This is a genomic window from Geodermatophilus obscurus DSM 43160 (assembly GCF_000025345.1).
GTDB lineage: Bacteria > Actinomycetota > Actinomycetes > Mycobacteriales > Geodermatophilaceae > Geodermatophilus > Geodermatophilus obscurus.
In genome coordinates, this window is sequence record NC_013757.1 from 439497 (window position 1) to 460318 (window position 20822).

The following is a 20822-nucleotide window of genomic DNA, read 5'->3' on the forward strand; positions in this document are numbered from 1 at the left end:
TCGCGACGAGGCGGACGGGAGGAGCTTGCCCGCCATGAGGATCATGCACGTCCTAAAGCACTCCCAGCGCAGCAACGGGCACGTCCACGTGGCCGTTGACCTCGCCTGTGCTCAGGCGGACGCCGGCCACGAGGTGACCTTTGTCCATGCCCACGGGTCCTACGACGAGCTCCTCCGGGACCATGGCGTCGCCATAGCAACCGTTCCCGAAGCGAGTTCGCCGATGAGCGCGTTGCAGAGCGAGCGAGCGCTCCTGCACGTCGCTCGTCGGGCGCGCCCCCAGGTGGTGCACGCCCACATGATGTCCTCGGCGGTCCTCGCCTATCCGGTCTCCAAGCTCGTGGCCAGCCCTCTGGTGACGACCATGCACAACTCCTTCGACGGGCACTCCTGGCTCATGCGCCTGGGCACGGTCGTCGTTGCGGTCAGCCAGGCCGAGCGGCAGCGACTGATCGACCGCGGATTCCCCGTCCGCAAGGTCAGGTGCGTCCTCAACGGCGCCGTCGCGTCACCGAGGGAGGCGCTGCCCGATGACGCGACCATCGGGCCGCTGGCGAGGCCGAGCGTCGTCAGTCTCTGCGGCCTGCACGCTCGCAAGGCGGTCGGTGACGCGATCGCCGCCTTCAGCAAAGCGCAGCCCTCCGCCCCGGGTTGGCACATGCACGTCATCGGGTCGGGGCCGGATCAGGGCAGGCTGGAGGCCCTGACCCGGGATCTGGGGATGTCGGATTCCGTCCACTTCACCGGACCGAGCCTCACGCCCTGGCGGTTGCTCGAGCAAGCGGATGTCTTCGTCTCGTCGTCCCTGGACGAACCCTTCGGTCTGAGCATCGCGGAGGCCCGAGCGGCCGGCTGCGCCGTCGTGGCGACCGCCGTCGGTGGTGTCCCCGAGGTGTTGGATCACGGGCGGGCCGGTCAGCTCGTCCCTGCGTCAGCGCCGGAAGCCATGGCGACTGTCTTGCGGCGGCTCATGACCGACAGCGAGGAATTGGCTCGGTGGCGTGCACGGGCACGCGACAACGCAGAGTACTTCTCGGTGCGCCGGATGGCCGAGGACTACGACGAGGTCTACCGATTAGTGTTGCGCTGATCCTCTGGTGCGGCGGGGCGAGTGACTGGCCTCCGCTTAGGCTGCCCGAGTGGCTGACGTGAGCGATGCGCCCGGTGGTCCGGGCGCCAGCCTTCGGAGAGCAGTCCTGCTTACGAGCGCGTCCAGCGCCTTGGTCCCGCTCGCAGGCCTGCTCACCCAGCCCGTCCTCGCGCGTGCTCTGGGAGCCACCGGCCGGGGAGAGATGGCGGCCGCCATCGTCCCCGCGGTGCTCGCCGGGTCGGTGGCGACGCTGGGGCTGCCGGACGCCCTGACGTACCTGGCCGCGAAGCGGCCGTGGACCGTACGACGGGCGTTGGCGTGGTCGGCGCTTCTGTCGGTGGCGATGGGCATCCTGTGCTTCTTCGTCGCCTGGGCGCTCCTGCCGTTCCTGTCCGACGGCGACGCGGCGCTCGGCCGACTCATGCTCCTCGCGATGGCGCTGTCCATCCCCATGCTCATCGTGGGTGCGCTGCGCGGGGCGGCCATGGGGCATCAGATGTGGGGAGCCGTTGCCCTGGAGAGCATCGTCACCACGAGCCTGAGGGTGCTGGTCTTTGTGGGCCTGTGGCTCAGCGGTGACCTGACGCCACTGATCGGTGTCCTGGTGACCTTCCTCGCGCCCGCAGTTGCCGGTCTGTGCTACTGGCCCCTGCTGCGGAAGCCGCCGGGCGTGGCCGCGGAGTCGGTTCATGGAGACGCCGAACGGGTGCTGGTTCCTCTCGTCTCCTACGGGGGAAGGACGTGGTTCGGCTCGGTGGCCAGCATGCTCGCCGCCACGATCCACCAGATACTTATGACCCCGCTGGCGAGTGTGCGCGACCTGGGGCTGTACAGCGTGGCCGCTACCGTCATGGACGTACCGGTCATCTTCTCGAGGGCTGTCGCCGGCGCCCTGCAGGGGGTCAACAGCAAGACCAGCAACGCGGACCAGGTGGCGACCGCTTGTCGGGTGACGACGTTGCTCGGCCTGGTGGGGTGCGTGGTTCTGGGGCTCAGCGCTCCCCTCTGGATGGTCCCCCTCTTCGGCGAGAGCTTCGCAGACGCGGTCCTGCCGACTCAGCTCCTGCTCATCTCCGTGGTCTGCTACATCCCGGGTCCGTTGGCGGGCGCGGGACTGGCCTCATTCGGTCGGCCGGGGCTCCGCAGCCTGGCCTTCGGTCTGACCTTGTTGATCAACATCTCCGTCTTCGTCGTCCTCGTCCCCCGTTTCGGGATCCTCGGCGCCTGCCTGACGGGGATCGTGGCAAGTGCGCTGCAATCCCTCTTCCTCGTGCTGGCAGCCTCGCGTGTGCTCGGGATTCCGGCTCACCGCTTCGTGGTCCCGGGGCCGGGCGACGTGGCGCTCGTGTGGCGTGAGTCGCTTCGTGTCCTCGAAACCCTCCTTACCCCACTGCGCGGACGGCTGACGGGCCGAAAGACCGCGGGACGAGGTTAGCTCCGGCGGATGGGTCGACCGTGCCGCGTGCCCACGCGCGGCTCGGCCACTGCGGTAGCCCGGCGCGGCGTCCACAACGACGGCCCGCTCAGTGTTTGACAAGTACCCGTGGCACCGGGAGTCACGCGGTATCAACGCCCCGCCACGCACGGTGCTCAGGATGGACAGGCGTTCGGGCCTCCGGCAGCGGAGGGTTCGCGACGTCACTCCTCGCGCGCTGCACGCGGATGCCCGATCCGATCTCGACGGTGTCCCCAACGCGGCGGCGGCGTTGTCGACTTGCCAGGCCCGGCGCGACAAGGGCGAGGAGGGCCACCGCGCGGCTCCACGATCGTTGCCCTGTGTCAATCAACACCGCAAGGGCCGCCCTTCGCACATCTCGTCCACCTTCGGCTAGCAAGTGGATGAGCAGTCGCCGCCGTAGTTCGCGTAGCTCGCGGGTCCGTGCGCGGGCGACCACCTCGCGCTCGTGCGGGTCGAGATCGGTCCGCGCGGCGGCGCGATCCAGCACCCGCAGCCGTGCCTCGGTCATCCCGACGGGGTTCGAGCTGAGGGTGCCTTGCGCCAGGCGGTAACGAGCGAGCGGCGCGTCAACCAGTCCGACCCGCGAGCCGCTCAGCACCAACCGCTGCCAGAACTCCCAGTCCGCGGTGACCGCGAGGGACTCGTCGAAACCGCCGGCCTGCAGCCACCGCTCGCGGGGCACCGCGCACATGCCCAGGACGAAGTTGCCGTCCAGGATCGCGGCTCGCTGGTCTTTGACCTGGAATGGCCAGTCCGCGTGGTAGGCCCGGCGGACGGGGACGGCCCCCGCCTCCACGATTGCGTCCGTGGTGAGGACGTCGAGGTCCGGCCGCTTCTGCGCGAGCCACGCCAGAGCCTCGAGCCGCCGAGGGTGGAAGACGTCGTCGGCGTCCAGAACGACGACGTAGTCGCCCCGGGCGGCGGCGACAGCCGTGTTCTTGGCCGCGGACTCGCCGCCGTTGGGCCGGCGCACCACGCGGATGGCGTCGCCGAAACCGGCCAGCACGTCCGCGGTGCGGTCGGTCGACCCGTCGTCGCAGACCACGACCTCCAGTGGTGGATGCGTCTGGCCCAGGGCCGACTCGATGGCCTCCGCGACGGTGTGCTCGGCCTGGTAGGCCGCAATCACGACCGAGAACGTGGGCGGCTCCGGGGCCCGCCGCACGGGCGCCGCAGGGGGAGGTGCCAGGACGGGCCACGGACCGCCCGGTGGGACGGTGGCGACCACCTCGTCCGTCGGCTGGAGCCCCTCTCCGTCACCCCGTCGGCCCAGCAGCTCGTCGTGAAGGGCCACGTACGAGCCGACCATGGCATCGACGGTGAAGCGACGTCGGGCGGCGTCAGCCGCCGCCGCGGCGAGCCGGCGGCGCAGCGCCGGATCGCGAGCCAGCCGATCGAGGGCGGCGGTGAGTCCGGCGGTGTCGTCCACCGGGACCAGCAGCCCCGTCTGCTCGTGGCGCACCGTGTCGGGAACGCCGCCCACGGGGGTCGCGACCACGGGGATGCCAGCGAGCATGGCCTCGAGGACGACCAGCGGGAGTCCCTCCCACCGGCTGGGGACGGCGAGCACGTCGAGGGACCGCATCAGGGCAGGGGCTTCGGTCGACCAGCCGGTCATCGTGACCCGCTGCTGCAGGTCGAGTTCGTCGACCAGTGCCTCCAGCGCCGCCCGCTCGGGGCCGTCCCCGACCAGCACCAGGTGGACGTCCGGCAGCCCGGCAACGGCCCGGACCAGTACGTCGAAGGCCTTCTGCCGGTCGAGCCTGCCGACGGCCCCGACGACGAAGCGACCTGAGGGGAGGGGTACCGCATCGGAGGACCCCGGCTCCGGGACCCCGTTGCACACGACACGGGCCGCACCCGGCGGCAGGCCGACGAGCCGTTCGAGTTCCCGAGCCGACCCCTCGCTGACCGCCACGACGGCGCTCAGCCGCCGGGCCGCGAAGCGGACGACTCGGTCGATCCGCGGGCCGGGACTGGGCATGGGCAGGTGCTCCACGGCGACAACGGGGGTGTGCCACAGTGTCGAGGCCGCGAGGACCGTGTACGCGTCCGCGTAGGGCACGGGGAGGTTGATGTGCACGAGGTCGGCGCCGGCCCCCGCCAAGGCACGTCGATGGGCGAGGACCGCCCGCAGATCCTGCCACCCGCCCACGCGCGGGAGCACCGTGGAGGGCGTGCCCGGACGGCGGGCCGCGAGCCGGTCGAGCACGGTGTCCTCGACGCCGAGGAGCCGGACGTCGTAGTGGTCGGGCAGCCCGGCCAGCAGGTGCCCGAGCACCGTCTCGGCGCCGCCCCACTCGACGGCTCCGCAGTAGACCAAGAGCCGTACGCGGCGCGGCTCGGTCACCGATCCCCGGTCCCCTCATGAAGTTCCTGGTGACGGCCGACGAGTACCCGTGGCCGGCCCGCTCAGGCTATCGGCAGCGCCTGCACTGGACCGTCCGGGCGCTGTCCGGCCTGGGGTCCGTCGACCTGCTGGTCGCCCGCGACAGGCCGCTCGCCGCCGCGGAAGACCCGCCACCCGAGGTCGGGCTCGGCAGGTCGACGGTGGTGACCGCCGGGTACGCGACGCGGTCGTCTCTGTCCCGGGCGGCGCGGTGGCTGGCCTCGGGGCGGCCACGGCGTCTCGTCGGCCAGGACTGGACGCAGGTTCGCGGGGTGGCGCAGCAGTGGGCGACGGCGGGCTACGACCTGGTGTGGTTCGCCCACACCCCTACCTACCTGGCCCTGGCCGACCGGTTCCCCGTGCCGCACGTCGTGGACCTCGACAACCTCGAGTCGTCGATGGCCCGACACCGGCGGGCGGGACGCGACCGCCTCTCGTCAGGCCGGAGCGTCGCCCGTCACCTGGCCAGCGCCGGTGCCGATCTGCTCGACGAGTGGTTGTGGCGCAGGGCGGAGCGCGAGATCGCCGCGCGAGCGGCCGTGACCGTGGTGTGCAGCGATCTGGACCGCGCGCGGCTCGCCCTGCCGCGGGTGGCGGTGCTGCCCAACGGATACGAGTTGTCCACCAGGGCGGCCGGTTCGCCGGCGCGTCCCACCCCTGACGGCGGGGTCCTCCTCTTCATCGGGCCGCTCACCTACGAGCCCAACCACGACGCCGTCGCCTGGTTCGCCCGCGAGGCGCTTCCGCTCGTCCGCGCACGCCGGCCCGATGCGTGCTTCCGGGTGGTCGGCGACCACGACGCAGACGTCGTCGACGGGGTGGGTGAGATCCCCGGCGTGAAGCTGACCGGTGAGGTCCCCGACGTGACGGCGGAGCTGGCGGAGGCGAGCGTCGTCGTGGTCCCCCTGCGATTCGGCGGCGGAACCCGCATTAAGGTGATCGAGGCCTTCGCCCACGGCGTCCCGGTGGTCAGCACGACGGTCGGGTGCGAGGGCCTCAACGTCGAGGACGGGCGCCACGTCCTCTTGGCGGACGACCCGCCATCACTGGCCGCCGCGTGCCTTCGCCTGCTCGAGGACGAGGAGCGCCGGACCGCGCTCAGCGCGCAGGCGGGAGACCTCTGGCAGCGGCGGTACCGCTGGACCGTCATCGCTCCGACGGTCGGCCAGATCGTCGAGACCGCCCTCGCTCGTCCGGGCTCACCGCCATGAGCGACCGGCCAGGCCAAGACGGCCCTGTCGTCTCGGTCGTCATGCCGTTCCTCGACGCCGCCCCCCACATCCGGCAGGCCACCGGAAGCGTGCTCCGCCAGAGCTGGACGAACCTGGAACTGCTCCTCGTCGACGACGGCGGCACCGACGGCAGCGACCGGATCGCGCGCCGGCTCGCCGAGGCCGACCCGCGGGTCCGCGTCCTGAGCCACGAGGGCCGGCGGAACCGGGGTACCGGCCCGAGCCGTGCGCTCGCGATCGGTCATGCCCGGGGCGACCTGGTGGCCTTCCTCGACGCGGACGACGCCTGGGAGCCGCACCACGTCGCCGACCAGATCGCCCTCCTCGAGGCGCACCCGGAGGCGGATATCGTGTGCGGCCGCGCGTGGGTCTGGCGCAGCTGGCGCCACCCTGCCGCCACCGACGTCCTGTCCGACCTGGCCTTCGTTCCGGGAGCGGTGGTCAGCGGACGGCAGTTGCTCGCGGCCGTCCTGCGCAATGGAGCGGTCGCGACGTCGACGTGCTCGCTGCTGGCGCGGCGGGAGACGCTCCTGGGCGTCGTGCCGCACGTCGAGGCCTTCACAGGGCTCTTCGAGGACCAGGTGGTCAACGCGTGGCTCCAGCTGCGGGGGACGGCGGTCATGAGCGGCGCCACGAGCGCCTGGTACCGCATGCACGACCGGTCGATCAGCGCGCGCCTCGGCAGTCAGGAGGAGGCGCGGGTCTACCTGCGCTTCCTCGCGTGGGTGCGGGACCAGCTCGGCGAGGGCGAGGGCGAGGGCGACGCGGAACTCGTCGAGCTGATCGACCGAGCGTCACGGCGCACGACCGAATCGCTGCCCCCGCCGCAGCAGCCCCGCCCCGGCCACCTGCTGCGGGCGGTGGTGCCGACGGCCGTCCGCCGGCAGATCGGCCGCGTCCGCCGCGCGTTGCACCGCCCCCGGACCCCCGAGCCGGAGGTCGGGCCGCAGGAGGTCGCGGAGGCGCTCCACCGGCACGGCGCTGATCTGCGCGGCGACGTCCTGGTTCTCGGGGACGGGACGGCGGTCGTCGGTTCGACCGCCACGACGTCCGTGCGAGCGCTGCCGTTGCCCGGCCCGCAGGCCGCCGCCGGTCCCGCGCACGTGCTGGCGGACCTGGCCAGCGACGCCTACGACTGCGTGCTGCTCGTGGAGGACGCGGGATCCGTCGAGGCGGGGGACCGGGGGTTGCGCCACCTCCGGCGCGCCCTCCGCCCCGGCGGCGTCCTGCTCGTCGTCCCCCGGCGCGACGACCCGTCCCTGGCCGAGGACCTGCAGGCGGTCTTCGAGTGGGACGCCGTGAGCCGGGACGCGCCGGGCGGGCCGTACGCGACGGTCCTCCGGGCTTTCGTCCCGGCACCCTGACGCGATGGCGAGCGGTGCTCGTCCCGTCCCGTGCCGCCGGTCGGCATAGCCTCAGGCCGTGGACTCCGCCCCCACCCGGCTACCGATCCGTGTCCTCCGCGCCGTCGAGAGGCGCTCGGCGCTGGCACGGCGGGCCAAGTTCCGGATCCGCTGGGCCGGCACGCGGCGTCTCGACCCGCTCTCAGAGTGGGGCTTCGACCGGGGGACGGCCGTCGACCGCTACTACATCGAGCGCTTTCTGCAGGAGCACCGCGATCTCGTCCACGGCCGGACGCTGGAGGTCAAGGAGGACCTTTACGCCAGCAGCCTCGGTGCCGAGCAGGTCGACGTCCTGGACATCGACCCCACCAACCCCGAGGCCACCATCGTGGGTGACGTGTGCGACCCGGCAACCCTGCCGGAAGGGACCTTCGACGCCGCGATCGTGACGCAGACGCTGCAGCTCGTACCCGACCCCGTCGCCGGTCTGCAGAACGTGCTGCGAGCGCTCCGCCCGAGGGCCACGGCCCTGGTCACCGCCCCGGCGATGAGCCGGCTCGCCGGGGATTGGGACCGCTGGCGGTGGACCGCCCGTGGCCTGCAGGACCTGGTGGACCGGGCCGGGGGAACGGGTGCGGTGGTGGCCCATGGCAACCAGGTCGTCTGCCGGGCCTTCCTCCTCGGGGCGGCGATCGACGACCTCCCGTCCGCGGTCCGGGACGTGGACGACCCCGACTTCCCCCTCATCGTCACCGCGGTGGTGCGCCGAGGGGCGACGTGACGCAGCGCTCGTACCGGCCGGCTCAGCGCGCCCGCCAGCGGCGGGCCAGCCCGGGAGCCACCGTGGCCAGCGCGAGCAGTGCCGTCCGCCGGCCCGACGTGCACCCGCTCCGCAGCAGGGCCAGGCTCTCCGGCCGGGTGGCCGCGCCGTGGTCGAGCCGCCAGGTCCAGTATTCGTAGCGCAGCTCCCACAGCGACCGGTCGGCGATGCGGCGGTCGTCCGGTTCGAGGAGAGCGTTGGCGGCGATCATCTCGGCCACGCGGACCCGGCCTGCCAGCACCCGCTCGCGGTCGGCCGTCTGCTGTCCGGACCACTGCCGGTACCGGTAGAGGGGCACCGGCACCAGGGCGGCGGCCGCGCCGCGGAGGAACATCCGCAAGTAGCACTCCCAGTCCGGCCCGTAGCGGAGGGTCTCGTCGAAGCCACCGGCCTCGAGCAGGGCGGTGCGGCGCATCGCCGGGGCGGGGAGGAAGTTCCAGCGGAGGATTGCGGCGCGCTGGTCGGTCGTGGGGAAGTGGTCGGCCAGGGACCAGTCCGTCGCTTCGACCCCGGGCCCGAAGGCTTCCCACGTGGTCGTGAGCAGGGTGAGGTCGGGACGGTGCTCGGCCAGCCAGCCCAGCGCTTCCAGGCGCTGGGAGGCCATCTCGTCGTCGCCGTCGAGGACGACGACGAGGTCGGTGTCGAGGGCCGCGACGGCGGTGTTCTTCGCCGCCCCCTCGCCCCGCTGGGCGGGGTGGCGGACGAGGCGGACCCGATCGCGGAAGGGGCGGAGGGCGCCGTCGACGTCGTCCGAGGAGGCGTCGTCACAAACCACGACCTGGTCCGGGGGCCGGGTCTGGGCGAACACCGACTGCAGTGCGGCCGGGAGAAGGGGCGCCACGTCGTGGGCGGTGACGAGGACGCCGATGGTGAGCGGCGTCGCCGGTTCGACCAGCTCACCCGGAGGCGCCAGGTACGGCCACGGGGCGGTCACTCCGGCCGCCGGAAGGCCGTGACCGCCGCGTGCAACTGCTCCACGCTCCACCGACCCACCGTGATCCGCGGAACGGCGTAGGCGGGCGAGCCCTCGACCGGGCCGGCCACGTTGGTGAACGCCGCGCGGTACCCGGCCGACCGGGCGTCCCCCGCGTTCCGGCGCACTACCGCGCCCACCGAGCCGTACGGGTACGCGACCAGCTCGGGGGCCTCGCCGAGCAGGTCGGCGAGCCGCTGCCGGCTGCGCGTCAGCTCCTCCCGGCTGACCTGTCTGGGCAGTGCGGCCAGGGCGGAGTGGGTGCACGTGTGCGATCCGACGTCGAACAGCGGCTCCTCTGCGAGCGCCCGCACCTGCTCGGCCGACAGCCGGCGGTGCCGTGCGCACGACTGCGGCCGGGGCCGCGCCGCCTCCAGCGTGGTCAGCGCCTGCACCGCCGCGCCGTGCCCCTGCCGCTGCAGGACGGCGGAGAGGTCCCGGTAAGCCTGGACGGCGGACGAGCGCGTCGCCAGGTCCAGCTCCAGGACCCGCCGGCCGGCCGTCACTCGCACGCGGTCGGCGCCCGGTCCCGGCTCCAGGACCAGGTGCTCGAGCCGGTCCCACCAGTACTCAGGCGGGTCGGGCTGGAGCGCGTCCGCGACGATGAAGAAGGTGGCCGGGACGCCCAGCTGCCGCAGCAGCGGGACGGCCTGCTCGAGGTTGTCGAGGTAGCCGTCGTCCAGCGTGACGGCCGCGGTCGGGCGCTCGTGCGGTGCCAGGACCTCGCGTGCCGGCACGAGGTCGAACCAGTCCCGCAGGGCCGTCATGTGCTGACGGAAGAGCTCCGGGGGGACGACCATGCCGCCGGGGTCGTCGGCCTGGTCGACGTCGGCGATGCGGTGGTACAGGAGGACCACGTGCTGCCCTCGGGGGCGCCATCGCCGCGGCCACACGGGGCGCTGCTGCCACCGTCGCCGGATCCCGGCCGCCACCCGCGCCGCGGAGGGCGGGTCGGTGAGCCAACGCAGGGGCGCCACGGTGCCGCAGCCTAGGTGGTCGGGTGGGGGCAGGCGCTGGGGGAGGCCGGAGCGCGGAGTGACGGAGCGGGCCCAGGTCAGCCGATCAGCGCAGTTCCAGGATCCGTTCCGGCGTGAACCGGCGACGGACGACGTCGCGCAGGGCAACCAGGTTCCCCCGGAGCCGCTCGCGCCGCCACGCCGTCTCGGGGCCGCGGACGGCACGGACGGCGTTCTTCCCCACCCGTGGCAGGGTCTCGTAGACGGTGAGCCACAGCGGGAAGCTGCCGACGTGGTGGAGGTACGCGGGGTTCATCACCTGCGAGTAGCCCAACCGCTCGTGCGCCGTCCGGCCGCCGGACTTCACCCCGCGGTGCACGATCACGCAGTCGTGCACCCGCGCGAGCTTGCCGTGCCGCATCGCCCGGCGGGCGAAGTCGTGGTCCTCGAGCCAGGAGTACAGGGGCAGCCGGGCGTCGAAGCGCTCGCCGGCCACGGCGTCGGGGCGGAAGGCGAAGTTGCAGCCGTAGAGCTCCCGGCTCGGCTCCCACGCTCCGGTCAGCGGCTCGGTCAGGGATGCCGCCAGCGCCTCGTCGGACTCGTCCCGCGGGATCGCGTCGCCGGTGGCGCCGTCGAGCAGCACCCGTCCAGTGAGCGCCACGACGTCGGGATGGGCGTCGAAGAAGGCCACCCCCCGCTCGAGGTAGTCCTCACGCACGACGGCGTCGTCATCGAAGCAGAAGACGTGCGTCGCGTCCGGCACGGCCGCGAGACCTGCGTTGCGCTGGGCGGCCAGCCCCCGGTCGTGAACCAGGAGGGTCCCTTCGGGCAGTGGACGGGGCGGCAGGCTGTCGCGGTCGGGCACGGAGACCACGAGGGTGAAGTCCTGCACGGTCTGCCGTCCCAGATCGGCCACGACCTCCGCCAGCAGCTCAGGACGGCCGGCGGACGCCAGGACGACGGCGACCTGTCGGTCGCGGGGGGTCGGGCCGGTCACTCGGTCCTCCGTCGCGGTCGTTCGGCAGCGGCCGCCCCACGGCGGGGGCTCGCGGAGCGTAACCGCACGGGAAGTCTCCCCGCGCCGACCTGCATCATGTGCGGGTGCCGGACAGCCGTGGAGACAGTGGCCCGCGCGTGACCCTCGTCCACGAGCGGTTCACCGAGTACGCCGGATCGGAGATGGTGGTCGAGCAACTCGCCCGTGAGTGGCCCGATGCACCGATCCTCGCCCCGGTCGCCCGGCCGGGTGTGCTCCCGGCCGACGTCGAGCCCCGGGTCCGCAGCACCTGGCTGAGCCGCCTGCTGCGGGGCAGCACCTACGCACACCTGCTGCCGGCGCTCCCGGTCGCCATGAGCCGGCTGCCGGTCCCGCCGTCCGACGTGGTCATCGCCTCGCACCACGCCTTCGCCACCCAGGTCGTCCACGCGACGACCGCGCCCGTCGTCGCCTATGTACACAGTCCAGCCCGGTGGGTCTGGGACCCGTCGATGCGCGCCAACGAGGCCGGTGGCCGGCTGGGTGCGGCTGGACTCGGTGCCTTCTCCGCCGCTTTCCGTCCCGTCGACCTCCGGGCCGCCGCACGGGTCCACACGCTGGTCGGCAATTCGCGTGCCGTGGCCGAGCGCATCCGCGACTGGTGGGGCCGCGAGGCCACGGTCGTGCACCCCCCGGTCGACACCCAGTACTACTGCCCCGACCCCGCGGTGCCCCGCGAGGACTTCTTCCTCCTCGCCGGGCGGCTGGTGCCCTACAAGCGCTCCGACCTCGCCGTGCGTGCCGCGCGGCAAGCGGGCGTGCCTCTGGTCGTCGCCGGCGAGGGAAGGGCACGCGCCGAGGTCGAGCAGCTCGCCGGACCGGGGACGACTTTCGTCGGCCGGGTCGACGACGAGGGTCTCCGAGACCTGTTCCGTCGCTGCCGGGCTCTGCTTATGCCCGGCGTCGAGGACTTCGGCATCGTCCCGGTCGAGGCGCAGGCCTGCGGCGCGCCGGTGCTGGCCATCGATGCCGGGGGAGCGCGGGACTCGGTGCTGCCCGGTGTCACCGGCGAGCTCGTCCCCGCGGCAGGGGAGGATGAGGAGGTCGACGTCTGGGCGCGCGCCCTGGCGTCCTTCGACGGTGCCTCCTACGACCCGGCGGCGATCCGGCGGCACGCCGAGTCGTTCTCCCGGGCGCACTTCCGCGGCGCGATGGCCGACGTCGTCGACCGGGTGCTCAGCTCGAGCTGACGGGCCCGGACCCGAGCACGGCCGCCACGGTCTCGGCAGCCACGTCATCCCATGTGCGGCGCTGACGACTGGCGGGGTCGCGGGCCCCGGTGTGCTCGAGGCGGCGCAGGGCGGCCTCCGCCCAACCGGCCACGTCGTCGGCCGGCAGGTGCTCGGCGGCGTCGCCGCTCACCTCGACCAGCGCCGGGTCCATCGACGTCACCAGCGGCGCGCCCAGGTCGAGCGCCTCCACGGCGGGCAGCCCGAAGCCCTCGGCCAGGCTGGGGGCCAGCGCGACCGCGCAGTGCTCGTAGCACCAGCGCAGGGTGCCGTCGTCCACCCCCGTGAGCTGCACCAGCCGACCATCGGCGACGAGCCCGGCGTGATCCGGCCCGTAGGACTGAGACCCCCATGCCGGCGGCCCCACGAGCGCGAGCACGGCGTCGGGGTGTCGCCGGACGACCCGTGCCCACGCCGAGACCGCGACGGAGAGGTTCTTCCGCGGGCCGGGGTCCCCCACGACCAGCGCGAAGGGGCGGCCCGTCAGCGAGGGGACGGGCACCGGCTCGCTGTCCAGCAACTGGGGACTGGTGGTCAGCGGTGCCACCGTTGCCCGCGGCGCCAGCTCAGGGTCCCAGCGGACCAGCCGGTCCCGTGTGGCTGTGCTCACGCACACGAGGGAGTCCGCCTGCCGCAGCGATGCGGCGTAAGGCCTAGCGAGCAGCAGCCGCTTGGGGAGCGGGAAGTCCTGCGGCCGGTCGAACAGCAGCAGGTCGTGCACGGTCAGAGCGGTGCGCGCACGGACGCCGCGCGGCAGCAGGTGCTTGGTGCCCTGGACGACGTCGAACCGCGAACCCAGTCGCCGGCCGAGCGCCAACCGCTCGAAGGCCGGGATGACGGCCTCCGGGACGGCGGGCAGCGTCACGATCCGCTCCGGTCCGCCCACGAGGTCGGCCAGGGAGCCGGCCGCGGCGGGGGAGGCCAGGAGGTGCAGTTCAACGTCGTCGCGGCGCACGAGGGCGCGGGCCAGTTCGACCGTGTAGCGCACGATCCCGCCGCCCCGGATGCCCGGCGGCACGTGCCCGGCCATCAACAGCCAACGCACCGGACCGCTCATGCGGCGGTCCCGCCGGTCGTCCGCGTCCCTCTGCTCCACGACCTGAGCCTCACACACGGCGGGCTTCCGGTCAGCGGCCCCCGGCCGCAAGGCGCAGCGGTCGCCGGTCCCGGCGGAACCGCACCCGGACGAGTCGTCGGGCGGTCCCGTCAGGGGCGAGGAGGGTCAACAGGCTCCAGACCAGCACCTGCACGCGCTTCGGGATGGACTCCGGACCTGGGTGGGCGGGAGAGCGCAGCGTGTCCCACAACAGCCGGCGGAACGACTCCCCTGCCAGGGGGCGGTCGTCGGGACACAGGCGGTACGACGCAATCCGCAGTTCGAGGAGGGGACGGCTGCGTCGCAGGGCGCGACCGTCGGCCATGTCCCCCCGGACGCGATTCGCGTACTCGTAGCGCTGGCGGGCGCGTTCGACTGCACGGGGGAACTTCTCGGGGTCCGCGAGGAGGTCGCTGGTGTTGGACCCGTGCACTCGGTAGCCGACCAAGGGCTTCGCCACCGTCACGACGTCCCCCAGGAACGGCGCGACGGCCAGACACGCCGAGTCGGTGGCCGGTCCGCAGCTGTCGTCCAGCGGGAAGATCCGGTCGAGGAAGGCCCGGGAGTAGGCGTTGCCCGATCCCGGCGGCGTCGGGTAGGCGGTCGTCGAGTCCGCCCAGGCGCGGATCTCCTGAGGGGTGGACTCCCGGGAGTAGCGAGGGAAGACCGAGCCGAGGGATCGGCCGTGCTCGTCGATGCGGAGCATCTGGAACTGCACCTTGCTGATGCCCTCATGCCAGACGCGCGCCAGTTCACGACCGACGGACGGGAACAGCACGTCGTCGGAGTCGAGGTGGATGACGACGTCGCCGGTCGACAGCTCGTAGCCGCGGTTGCGGGCCACTCGTTGCGTGGCGTTGTCCTGGTACAGGATGGTGATGCGGTCCTCGTAGCGCGCGATCACCTCGCGCGAGTCGTCGGTGGAGCCGTCGTCGACGACGATCACCTCGACATCGTCCCAGTCGAGCGTGAGGGCGCTGTCGATCGCCTGCCCGACGTACCGGCCGTAGTTGTGATTGGCGATGACGACGCTGATCCGCTGGAGCGTCCGCTCCTGCACGTCATCCTCACCTCCCCTTGCGCTGCCGCGCGGCAGTTCCCGTCACCCAGGATGTTGTCGTGCGCGCGGAGCGTCGCGGTCTCCAGCGTGACACAACGTGTCCGCCGGTTCCCAGGGCGCCCGCCAAGGGGCCGTTCCTCCGACAGGACGTGACTGCGCGCCTGCTTCCTGGAGTCTGGTTGCTGATGGGCCGAGCGACGGACTCGGAGAAGGAACGCCCCAAGCGTGAACTCCGTCACTCCAGCACGACGATCACGGTGCAGGTCACGCCCTGTGAACGCGGGGCGCACAAATCAACACTCAGAGTAGTCAAAAGAATGGGAAGTCGGTTGTTTGCTCATAACAACGAAATTCCGGGTCTTCACCGAGCGGGGCTGGGACGTTACCTTCGCCTGGGCGGTTGAACGCTGAAGTTCCTGCTCCTCCACGGGATGTCCTTTGTCAGTTGCTGGCGCTTCGGGCGCCGGCACGGGGGTGTGACGCTTTGACCCTGCCCGAGACCCACAACGCCGCGGTCCGTCGGACGGCGCCGTCCATCAGTCGCCGGTGGCTGTGGCTGGCTGACCGGCTGCGCGGTGAGGGCACGCTCGCCCGCCGAGCCTGGCGCGGCTCGTACGTGCGCCGGCTCGTCGTCCTGGACGTCCTGGCCGCGTTCGTCGCCGCGCTGGTCGGTTCCCGTGTGCCCGAGGACGGTGTCCTGGGTGTGCACGAGGCATTCCCCTGGATGGTCGCCGCGCTCCCGGTGGTGTGGGTCGGCGCGATGGTCGCCGCACGTGCCTACGAGGAGCGGTTCCTCTGGGTCGGCCCGGAGGAGTTCCGTCGGGTGTTCTTCGCCGCCGCGCTGCTGCTCGCCACGGTCGGCACCGTCTCGTGGGCCTTCAAGCTCGAGGTGGCCCGCAGTTTCGTCGTCGTCGCCCTGCCGCTGGCGACCCTGCTGACCCTGGGCCAGCGCTGGGTGTTGCGCTCCCGGCTGCACCGGCAGCGTGCCCACGGGCGGCACCAGCAGACGACCCTGCTGGTCGGCCACCGCAGTGGCGTCGCCGCGCTCAGCGCACAGATGGAGCGTGAGGCCTACCACGGTTACCGCGTCATCGGCTGCTGCCTCCCGCTGTCCGAGGACGACAGGGATGTCTTCGATGGCCTGCCCGTCCTCGGCGACCTGGAGGAGGTCGTCGACGTCGTCCACCGCTACGAGGTCGACACCGTCGCGGTCCTGCCCTCGCCCGAGCTCGACGGGCCGCAGCTGCGCAAGCTGGGCTGGGACCTCGAGGAGACACAGGCCGAGTTGCTCCTCGCCCCCGCGGTCACCGAGGTCGCCGGCCCCCGGGTGCGCATCCGTCCGATCGCGGGCCTCCCGCTCGTGCACGTCGAGCGGCCCGAGTTCTCCGGCGTGCGCCGCGTGATCAAGGGTGTCGTCGACCGCTCGTTGGCAGGTCTCGGCCTGCTGGTCGTGCTCCCGGTGCTGGTGAGCCTCGCGCTGCTGGTCAAGATCACCAGCCGCGGGCCCGTGTTGTTCAAGCACGAGCGGATCGGCCGCGACGGCCAACCGTTCGAGGTCTACAAGTTCCGCAGCATGGTCGTCGACGCGGACAAGGTCGAGATGGACCTGTTCGACCAGAACGAGGGCAACGACGTCCAGTTCAAGATGAGGCGGGACCCGCGCGTGACCCGGATCGGCGCGGTCATGCGGCGCTACTCGCTGGATGAGTTGCCGCAGCTGCTCAACGTGCTCGGCGGGACCATGAGCCTCGTCGGCCCCCGGCCGCACGTCACCCGTGAGGTCGAGCAGTACGGCTTCGACATGCAGCGCCGGCTGCTCGTGAAGCCCGGCATCACCGGACTGTGGCAGGTCAGCGGTCGGTCCGACCTCTCGTGGGACGACGCAGTACGTCTCGACGTCCGCTACGTCGAGAACTGGTCGCTGGCGCTCGACTTCATGATCCTCTGGAAGACCATCGGGGCTGTCCTCCGTGGCTCCGGGGCCTACTGACCCCGAGTTCCCTGAGCGCGTCAGCCACCCAGGGCCCCGAGACGTCGTCATGCGGGCGTCGGTCCAGCTGTTCCCTCGTGGTCCTCGGCAGGCTCCGGGCCCCCTCGTGCGGCTCTCGAGCGGGGAGCGCTTCGACGAGGGGTGTTCCTGATGGTCGGCGCTGGCCACGGCCTCATCGGGGGCTTCCCCGCTCGTCGATTGGACGGCGGGTGTGCGGTCCGTGATGGTGTGCTGTCCCTCCACTCCCCCGAACGGTGGCCCAATCAGAACGGTCCGTGAGCACTTCCTCGGGACTGACCAGCCATTTGTGCGGTGAAGTGCGAGCACGCCCTCCGGATGACACCATTCGGAGCCGCCTCAAGACGAGAGGCGTGCGCTGGAGGGTGAGGATGGCCGACGCGACGGAAGGCAAGGCGACGCCCCGCGCCGTCGCACGAGTGTGGACCGGCGTCCGTGTGGGGACGGTGTCCTCGGAGGGTGCCGCGAGCACGGTCCGCACCTGGCCGACGCTTGAAGCGCATGCCCGTCGACACGAGGCGTGGTGGCTGCGGCGTGGCGTCGGTCCCTACCTCATCCTCGTCGACGTCCTGGCCTTCACTCTCGCCACGGTCATCACGCTCCCCGGCTCAGCGGTGGCGCACGGCCTCGCCCTCGTCTGCCTGCTCCTCGTGTTCTGGCGCGCCGGTCTCTACCGCTCGCGGCTGGAACTGTCGCTGCTCGACGACCTGCCGTACGTCCTGGCCGCGGTCGTCGTCGCATGGACGTTCAAGGTGGCGCTGTTCTCCGTCCTGCCCGGCGTGGACCCCCCGGTACAGCAGGTCGTACACGTGGTGGTCCTCCTGGCCGTCCTCCTGGCCGCCCGAGGGATCGCCTACCGGGTCGTCCACACCGCCCGTTGCCGCGGTGTGGTCCGACACCGCACCCTCATCGTCGGTGCCGGACCGGTAGGGGTCCGCATCGCCAACACCCTGCTCGAGCGCCGGAACTACGGCCTCGACCCGCTGGGCTTCCTGGACGCCGACCTCCCCGAGGACACGAGGGCGCTGCTGCCGATCCCACTGCTCGGCGGGTACGAGCAGCTCGGCGCAGTCATCCGGGAGCTGGGCGCCCGAGACGTCATCGTGGCCTACGGCGGAGTGGACGAGGACGAACTCGTCGACATCCTGCGCACCTGTGACCGACTCGATGTCGAGGTGTTCGTCGTCCCCCGGTTGTTCGAGCTCCACAACGCCAACCGCCACACCGACGAGATCTGGGGCATCCCGCTCCTCCGGGTGCGACGAGCCGTCTACCGGAGCCCGTGGTGGCGCGTGAAACGGCTCATCGACGTCGTGGTGTCGGCGCTGACGTTGTTGGTCATCTCTCCTGTGCTCGTCGCCTGCGCGGTCGCCGTCCGCTACGAGGGCGGACCCGGGATCATCTTCCGGCAGGAACGGGTCGGCCTCGACGGCCGGCCGTTCCAAGTGCTGAAGTTACGGTCCCTCAAGCCGGTCAACGAGACGGAGTCGCAGACGAACTGGAACATCAAGCACGACGACCGTCTCGGGCCCGTGGGGCGGTTCCTCCGGGCGACCTCGCTCGATGAACTACCGCAACTCTGGAACATCCTCCGCGGGGACATGAGCCTGGTGGGCCCGCGTCCGGAACGACCGCACTTCGTGCAGCAGTTCTCGACGCACATCCCCCGCTACACGGCCCGCCACCGGGTGCCGGCGGGGCTGACCGGCTGGGCCCAGGCGCACGGTCTGCGGGGAGACACCTCGATCGAGGACCGCGCCCGTTTCGACAACTACTACATCGAGAACTGGTCGCCCTGGCTCGACATGAAGATCGTCCTCAAGACGGTCGGCCAGGTCCTCCGCCGGCAGGGCGGCTGAGCGGCGTCGCGCACCTCGGCCGACCGGCAGTCGCGAGTCGGCCCGCTCCTGCGCCGCTGCCCGCGCGGTGCCGTCCATCTCGTCCCCACCCGCTCGATCGGGGCCGACGGTGCAGAGGTCGGTGGGCCAGGTCCGCGGTACTGCGCACCCATGTGGGCGGGCCGTCAATGCGGGAGTGGAGGAGGGCGGTCCGGCTCGCGAGAGCGGGCGACCGGGGTAGGCGACCCGGTCAGCTGCGCGAGCTCCGGACGTTCGGCGCGGTGGATCGCCCTACCCAGCAGGACGGCGGTGGGGACGGAGAGCAGCACCCAGACCGCCACGGCGGTCCACACCCATCCCACGGAGGCCTCCTCGTCAGTGTGTACCCCCGTTCCGTGGAGTACAGCGCAGTCGAGCGGATGTGACGACCCCCAGAGCGCGGGGGCGCCGTCCACCCGCGGCGAGCGTGACGGCCCGGTGGTCACCGCTTCCGAGCGGTGAGCGCGTCGGGCACACTGCTGTTCGTGCTCACGCTTCCGGTGCTCCGCCGAACCCGATCGGGTGGAGGGGCGGCAATGGCGGTCCTCAGCGGGCGCGTCCACCGGCACCGGTTCCGCTGGACTGAGGACGACGCCTTCAGCGGCTCGAGCCTCTACGCCTGTCACTGCGGTGTCGTGCGTCCGGCTCTCTGACCTGACTCCGGAAGGTGAGCCACCCGGCCCGGGATGGCCTGTCCGTCCGGCTGCCCCGTAGGTTTCACCTGGCTGCGGTGACAGCGGACCGCCGGGGCAGTCGTCGAGTGCGGGGTGGACGTTCATGAGGGTCTCGGTCATCGGCTGTGGCTATCTCGGCGCGGTGCACGCGGCATCGATGGCGGAGCTGGGTCACGAGGTGATCGGCGTCGACGTCGACCAGCGCAAGGTCGCCGCGCTGAACGAGGCGCGTGCGCCGTTCTACGAGCCCGGCTTCGAGGACCTGCTTGCCCGCACACTGGCCACCGGCCGGCTCCGCTTCAGCACGGACATCTCCGACGCCACGGGTTCGCAGGTCCACTTCGTCTGCGTCGGGACGCCGCAGAAGCGGGGTGAGTACGCCGCCGACATGCGCTACGTCGAGGCGGCCGTGGAGTCGATGCTGGGAGTGCTGGCCCCGGGTGAGCTCGTGGTCGGCAAGTCCACCGTGCCGGTCGGGACGGCTGGGCGCCTGGCGGAGCTGGTGGGGGAGAAGGCGCCCGGCGCGATGCTGGCGTGGAACCCGGAGTTCCTGCGCGAGGGCTTCGCCGTCCAGGACACCCTGCACCCCGACCGCCTGGTCTACGGCCTGCCCGCCGATCAGGGCCGCGAGACGGCCGAGCGGATGCTGGACGAGGTCTACGCCGCGATCGTCGCGCGCCGAACCCCCAAGGTCGTCACGGACTACGCCACCGCGGAGATGGTGAAGACGGCGGCCAACTCGTTCCTCGCCACGAAGATCAGCTTCATCAACGCGATGGCCGAGCTGTGCGAGGCGACCGGCGCCGACGTCAAGCAGCTGGCCGACGCGATCGGCTACGACGACCGCATCGGACGCAAGTTCCTCAACGCCGGCCTCGGGTTCGGTGGCGGCTGCCTGCCCAAGGACATCCGCGCGTTCATGGCCCGGGCCGGCGAGCTGGGTGCGGACCAGGCGCTGACGTTCCTGCGTGAGGTCGACAACATCAACATGCGCCGCCGCATCCGGATGGTCGAACTCGCCCGGGAGGTCTGCGACGGCTCGCTGCTCGGCAAGCACATCGCCGTCCTCGGTGCCGCCTTCAAGCCCGACAGCGACGACATCCGTGACAGCCCGGCGCTCAACGTGGCCGCGCAGCTCCAGCTCCAGGGCGCGGACGTGCGGGTGACCGACCCCGCCGCGATCGAGAGCAGTCGCCGGTTGTGGCCGCAGCTGGACTACGCGGCCACGCCGGAGGAAGCAGCCGAGCGCGCCGACGCCGTCCTGGTGCTCACCGAGTGGCGGCAGTACCGGGAGCTCGACCCGGTCGCGTTCGGCCGGGTCGTCGCGCAGAAGCGGGTGCTCGACGGCCGGAACGCCCTCGACCGTGAGGCGTGGACCGCCGCCGGGTGGAGCTACCGCGCCCTGGGGCGCCGCGCCGGCTGACGCGCCGCCTGGAGGCTCGTCCCGCCCCTCGGTGCCGTACTGCTCCTCAGGCCCGCGCTCTACCCCGAGCCCCTCGTCCGCACGTCCGCCGAGCCGCTCGTCACCCGCGGTCGGTGATCCTCGGCCGGAGGACCGGGTGGTCACGCGCACGGTAGGC

15 protein-coding genes are annotated in these 20822 nt (G+C 72.2%); 9 read left to right on the forward strand and 6 right to left on the reverse strand.

From position 1 onward, the window contains the following. The first annotated feature begins 34 nt into the window (after positions 1–34). Together GOBS_RS02015 and GOBS_RS02020 are read left to right on the forward strand one after the other, a co-directional pair. Positions 35–1090: a glycosyltransferase family 4 protein gene (locus tag GOBS_RS02015; RefSeq protein ID WP_012946631.1), complete on the forward strand. Its 1056-nt coding sequence runs from the start codon at positions 35–37 to the stop codon at positions 1088–1090. 58 nt (positions 1091–1148) lie between these two features. Further along, a complete protein-coding gene (locus GOBS_RS02020; RefSeq protein WP_012946632.1) occupies positions 1149–2525 on the forward strand; it encodes a lipopolysaccharide biosynthesis protein in 1377 nt (458 codons plus the stop codon). A 121-nt stretch (positions 2526–2646) separates the two neighbouring features. On the opposite strand, the gene GOBS_RS25085 is transcribed toward GOBS_RS02020, so the two are convergent. Then, positions 2647–4899, reverse strand: a complete 2253-nt coding sequence (locus tag GOBS_RS25085) for a glycosyltransferase (RefSeq protein WP_012946633.1) — start codon at positions 4897–4899, stop codon at positions 2647–2649. A 17-nt stretch (positions 4900–4916) separates the two neighbouring features. Between GOBS_RS25085 and GOBS_RS25090 the strand changes: the two genes are divergently transcribed. The 3 genes from GOBS_RS25090 to GOBS_RS02040 are packed head-to-tail and all read left to right on the forward strand — an operon-like array spanning position 4917 to position 8294. Further along, positions 4917–6149 (forward strand): glycosyltransferase, encoded by a 1233-nt coding sequence (locus GOBS_RS25090; RefSeq protein WP_012946634.1) that lies wholly within the window; start codon positions 4917–4919, stop codon positions 6147–6149. Further along, a complete protein-coding gene (locus GOBS_RS25095; protein ID WP_012946635.1) occupies positions 6146–7534 on the forward strand; it encodes a glycosyltransferase family 2 protein in 1389 nt (462 codons plus the stop codon). Before GOBS_RS25090 ends, GOBS_RS25095 begins: the two co-directional genes overlap by 4 nt. Before the next feature lie 58 nt (positions 7535–7592). Continuing rightward, positions 7593–8294, forward strand: a complete 702-nt coding sequence (locus GOBS_RS02040; RefSeq protein ID WP_012946636.1) for a class I SAM-dependent methyltransferase — start codon at positions 7593–7595, stop codon at positions 8292–8294. Positions 8295–8316: 22 nt separating this feature from the next. On the opposite strand, the gene GOBS_RS02045 is transcribed toward GOBS_RS02040, so the two are convergent. From GOBS_RS02045 to GOBS_RS02055, 3 genes are all read right to left on the reverse strand, one after another. Continuing rightward, positions 8317–9267, reverse strand: coding sequence for a glycosyltransferase family 2 protein (locus GOBS_RS02045; protein ID WP_012946637.1), 951 nt, complete (start codon positions 9265–9267; stop codon positions 8317–8319). After that, positions 9264–10283: a polysaccharide deacetylase family protein gene (locus GOBS_RS02050; RefSeq protein ID WP_166487258.1), complete on the reverse strand. Its 1020-nt coding sequence runs from the start codon at positions 10281–10283 to the stop codon at positions 9264–9266. The genes GOBS_RS02045 and GOBS_RS02050 overlap by 4 nt, the downstream gene beginning before the upstream one ends. Before the next feature lie 85 nt (positions 10284–10368). Further along, positions 10369–11259, reverse strand: a complete 891-nt coding sequence (locus GOBS_RS02055; protein WP_012946639.1) for a glycosyltransferase family 2 protein — start codon at positions 11257–11259, stop codon at positions 10369–10371. Between the two features lie 137 nt (positions 11260–11396). On the opposite strand from GOBS_RS02055, the gene GOBS_RS02060 reads away from it, so the two are divergent. Then, positions 11397–12488, forward strand: a complete 1092-nt coding sequence (locus GOBS_RS02060) for a glycosyltransferase (RefSeq protein ID WP_012946640.1) — start codon at positions 11397–11399, stop codon at positions 12486–12488. Here the strand turns inward: GOBS_RS02060 and GOBS_RS02065 are convergent. Together GOBS_RS02065 and GOBS_RS02070 are read right to left on the reverse strand one after the other, a co-directional pair. Continuing rightward, complete coding sequence (locus tag GOBS_RS02065; protein WP_166487259.1) at positions 12475–13584, reverse strand: glycosyltransferase family 4 protein; 1110 nt, start codon at positions 13582–13584, stop codon at positions 12475–12477. The two genes, GOBS_RS02060 and GOBS_RS02065, sit on opposite strands and share 14 nt — an antisense overlap. A gap of 70 nt (positions 13585–13654) precedes the next feature. Then, complete coding sequence (locus tag GOBS_RS02070; RefSeq protein ID WP_012946642.1) at positions 13655–14683, reverse strand: glycosyltransferase; 1029 nt, start codon at positions 14681–14683, stop codon at positions 13655–13657. A 484-nt stretch (positions 14684–15167) separates the two neighbouring features. Between GOBS_RS02070 and GOBS_RS02075 the strand changes: the two genes are divergently transcribed. The 3 genes from GOBS_RS02075 (at position 15168) to GOBS_RS02085 (ending at position 20665) form a co-directional block, all read left to right on the forward strand. Next, positions 15168–16673 carry a sugar transferase gene (locus GOBS_RS02075; protein ID WP_012946643.1) on the forward strand — a complete coding sequence of 502 codons (1506 nt, stop codon included), beginning with the start codon at positions 15168–15170 and terminating at the stop codon, positions 16671–16673. Positions 16674–17062: 389 nt separating this feature from the next. Next, on the forward strand, positions 17063–18550 hold the full coding sequence (locus GOBS_RS02080; protein ID WP_012946644.1) for a sugar transferase: 1488 nt from the start codon (positions 17063–17065) through the stop codon (positions 18548–18550). Between the two features lie 795 nt (positions 18551–19345). Continuing rightward, positions 19346–20665: a UDP-glucose dehydrogenase family protein gene (locus GOBS_RS02085; RefSeq protein ID WP_012946647.1), complete on the forward strand. Its 1320-nt coding sequence runs from the start codon at positions 19346–19348 to the stop codon at positions 20663–20665. The last annotated feature ends 157 nt before the right edge of the window (positions 20666–20822 follow it).

Coding starts and splice junctions, on each gene's coding strand:
- GOBS_RS02015 (WP_012946631.1), top strand. CDS start 35: ATGAGGATCATGCACGTCCTAAAGCACTCCCAGCGCAGCAACGGGCAC.
- GOBS_RS25090 (WP_012946634.1), top strand. CDS start 4,917: ATGAAGTTCCTGGTGACGGCCGACGAGTACCCGTGGCCGGCCCGCTCA.
- GOBS_RS25095 (WP_012946635.1), top strand. CDS start 6,146: ATGAGCGACCGGCCAGGCCAAGACGGCCCTGTCGTCTCGGTCGTCATG.
- GOBS_RS02065 (WP_166487259.1), bottom strand. CDS start 13,584: ATGAGCGGTCCGGTGCGTTGGCTGTTGATGGCCGGGCACGTGCCGCCG.
- GOBS_RS02080 (WP_012946644.1), top strand. CDS start 17,063: ATGGCCGACGCGACGGAAGGCAAGGCGACGCCCCGCGCCGTCGCACGA.
- GOBS_RS02085 (WP_012946647.1), top strand. CDS start 19,346: ATGAGGGTCTCGGTCATCGGCTGTGGCTATCTCGGCGCGGTGCACGCG.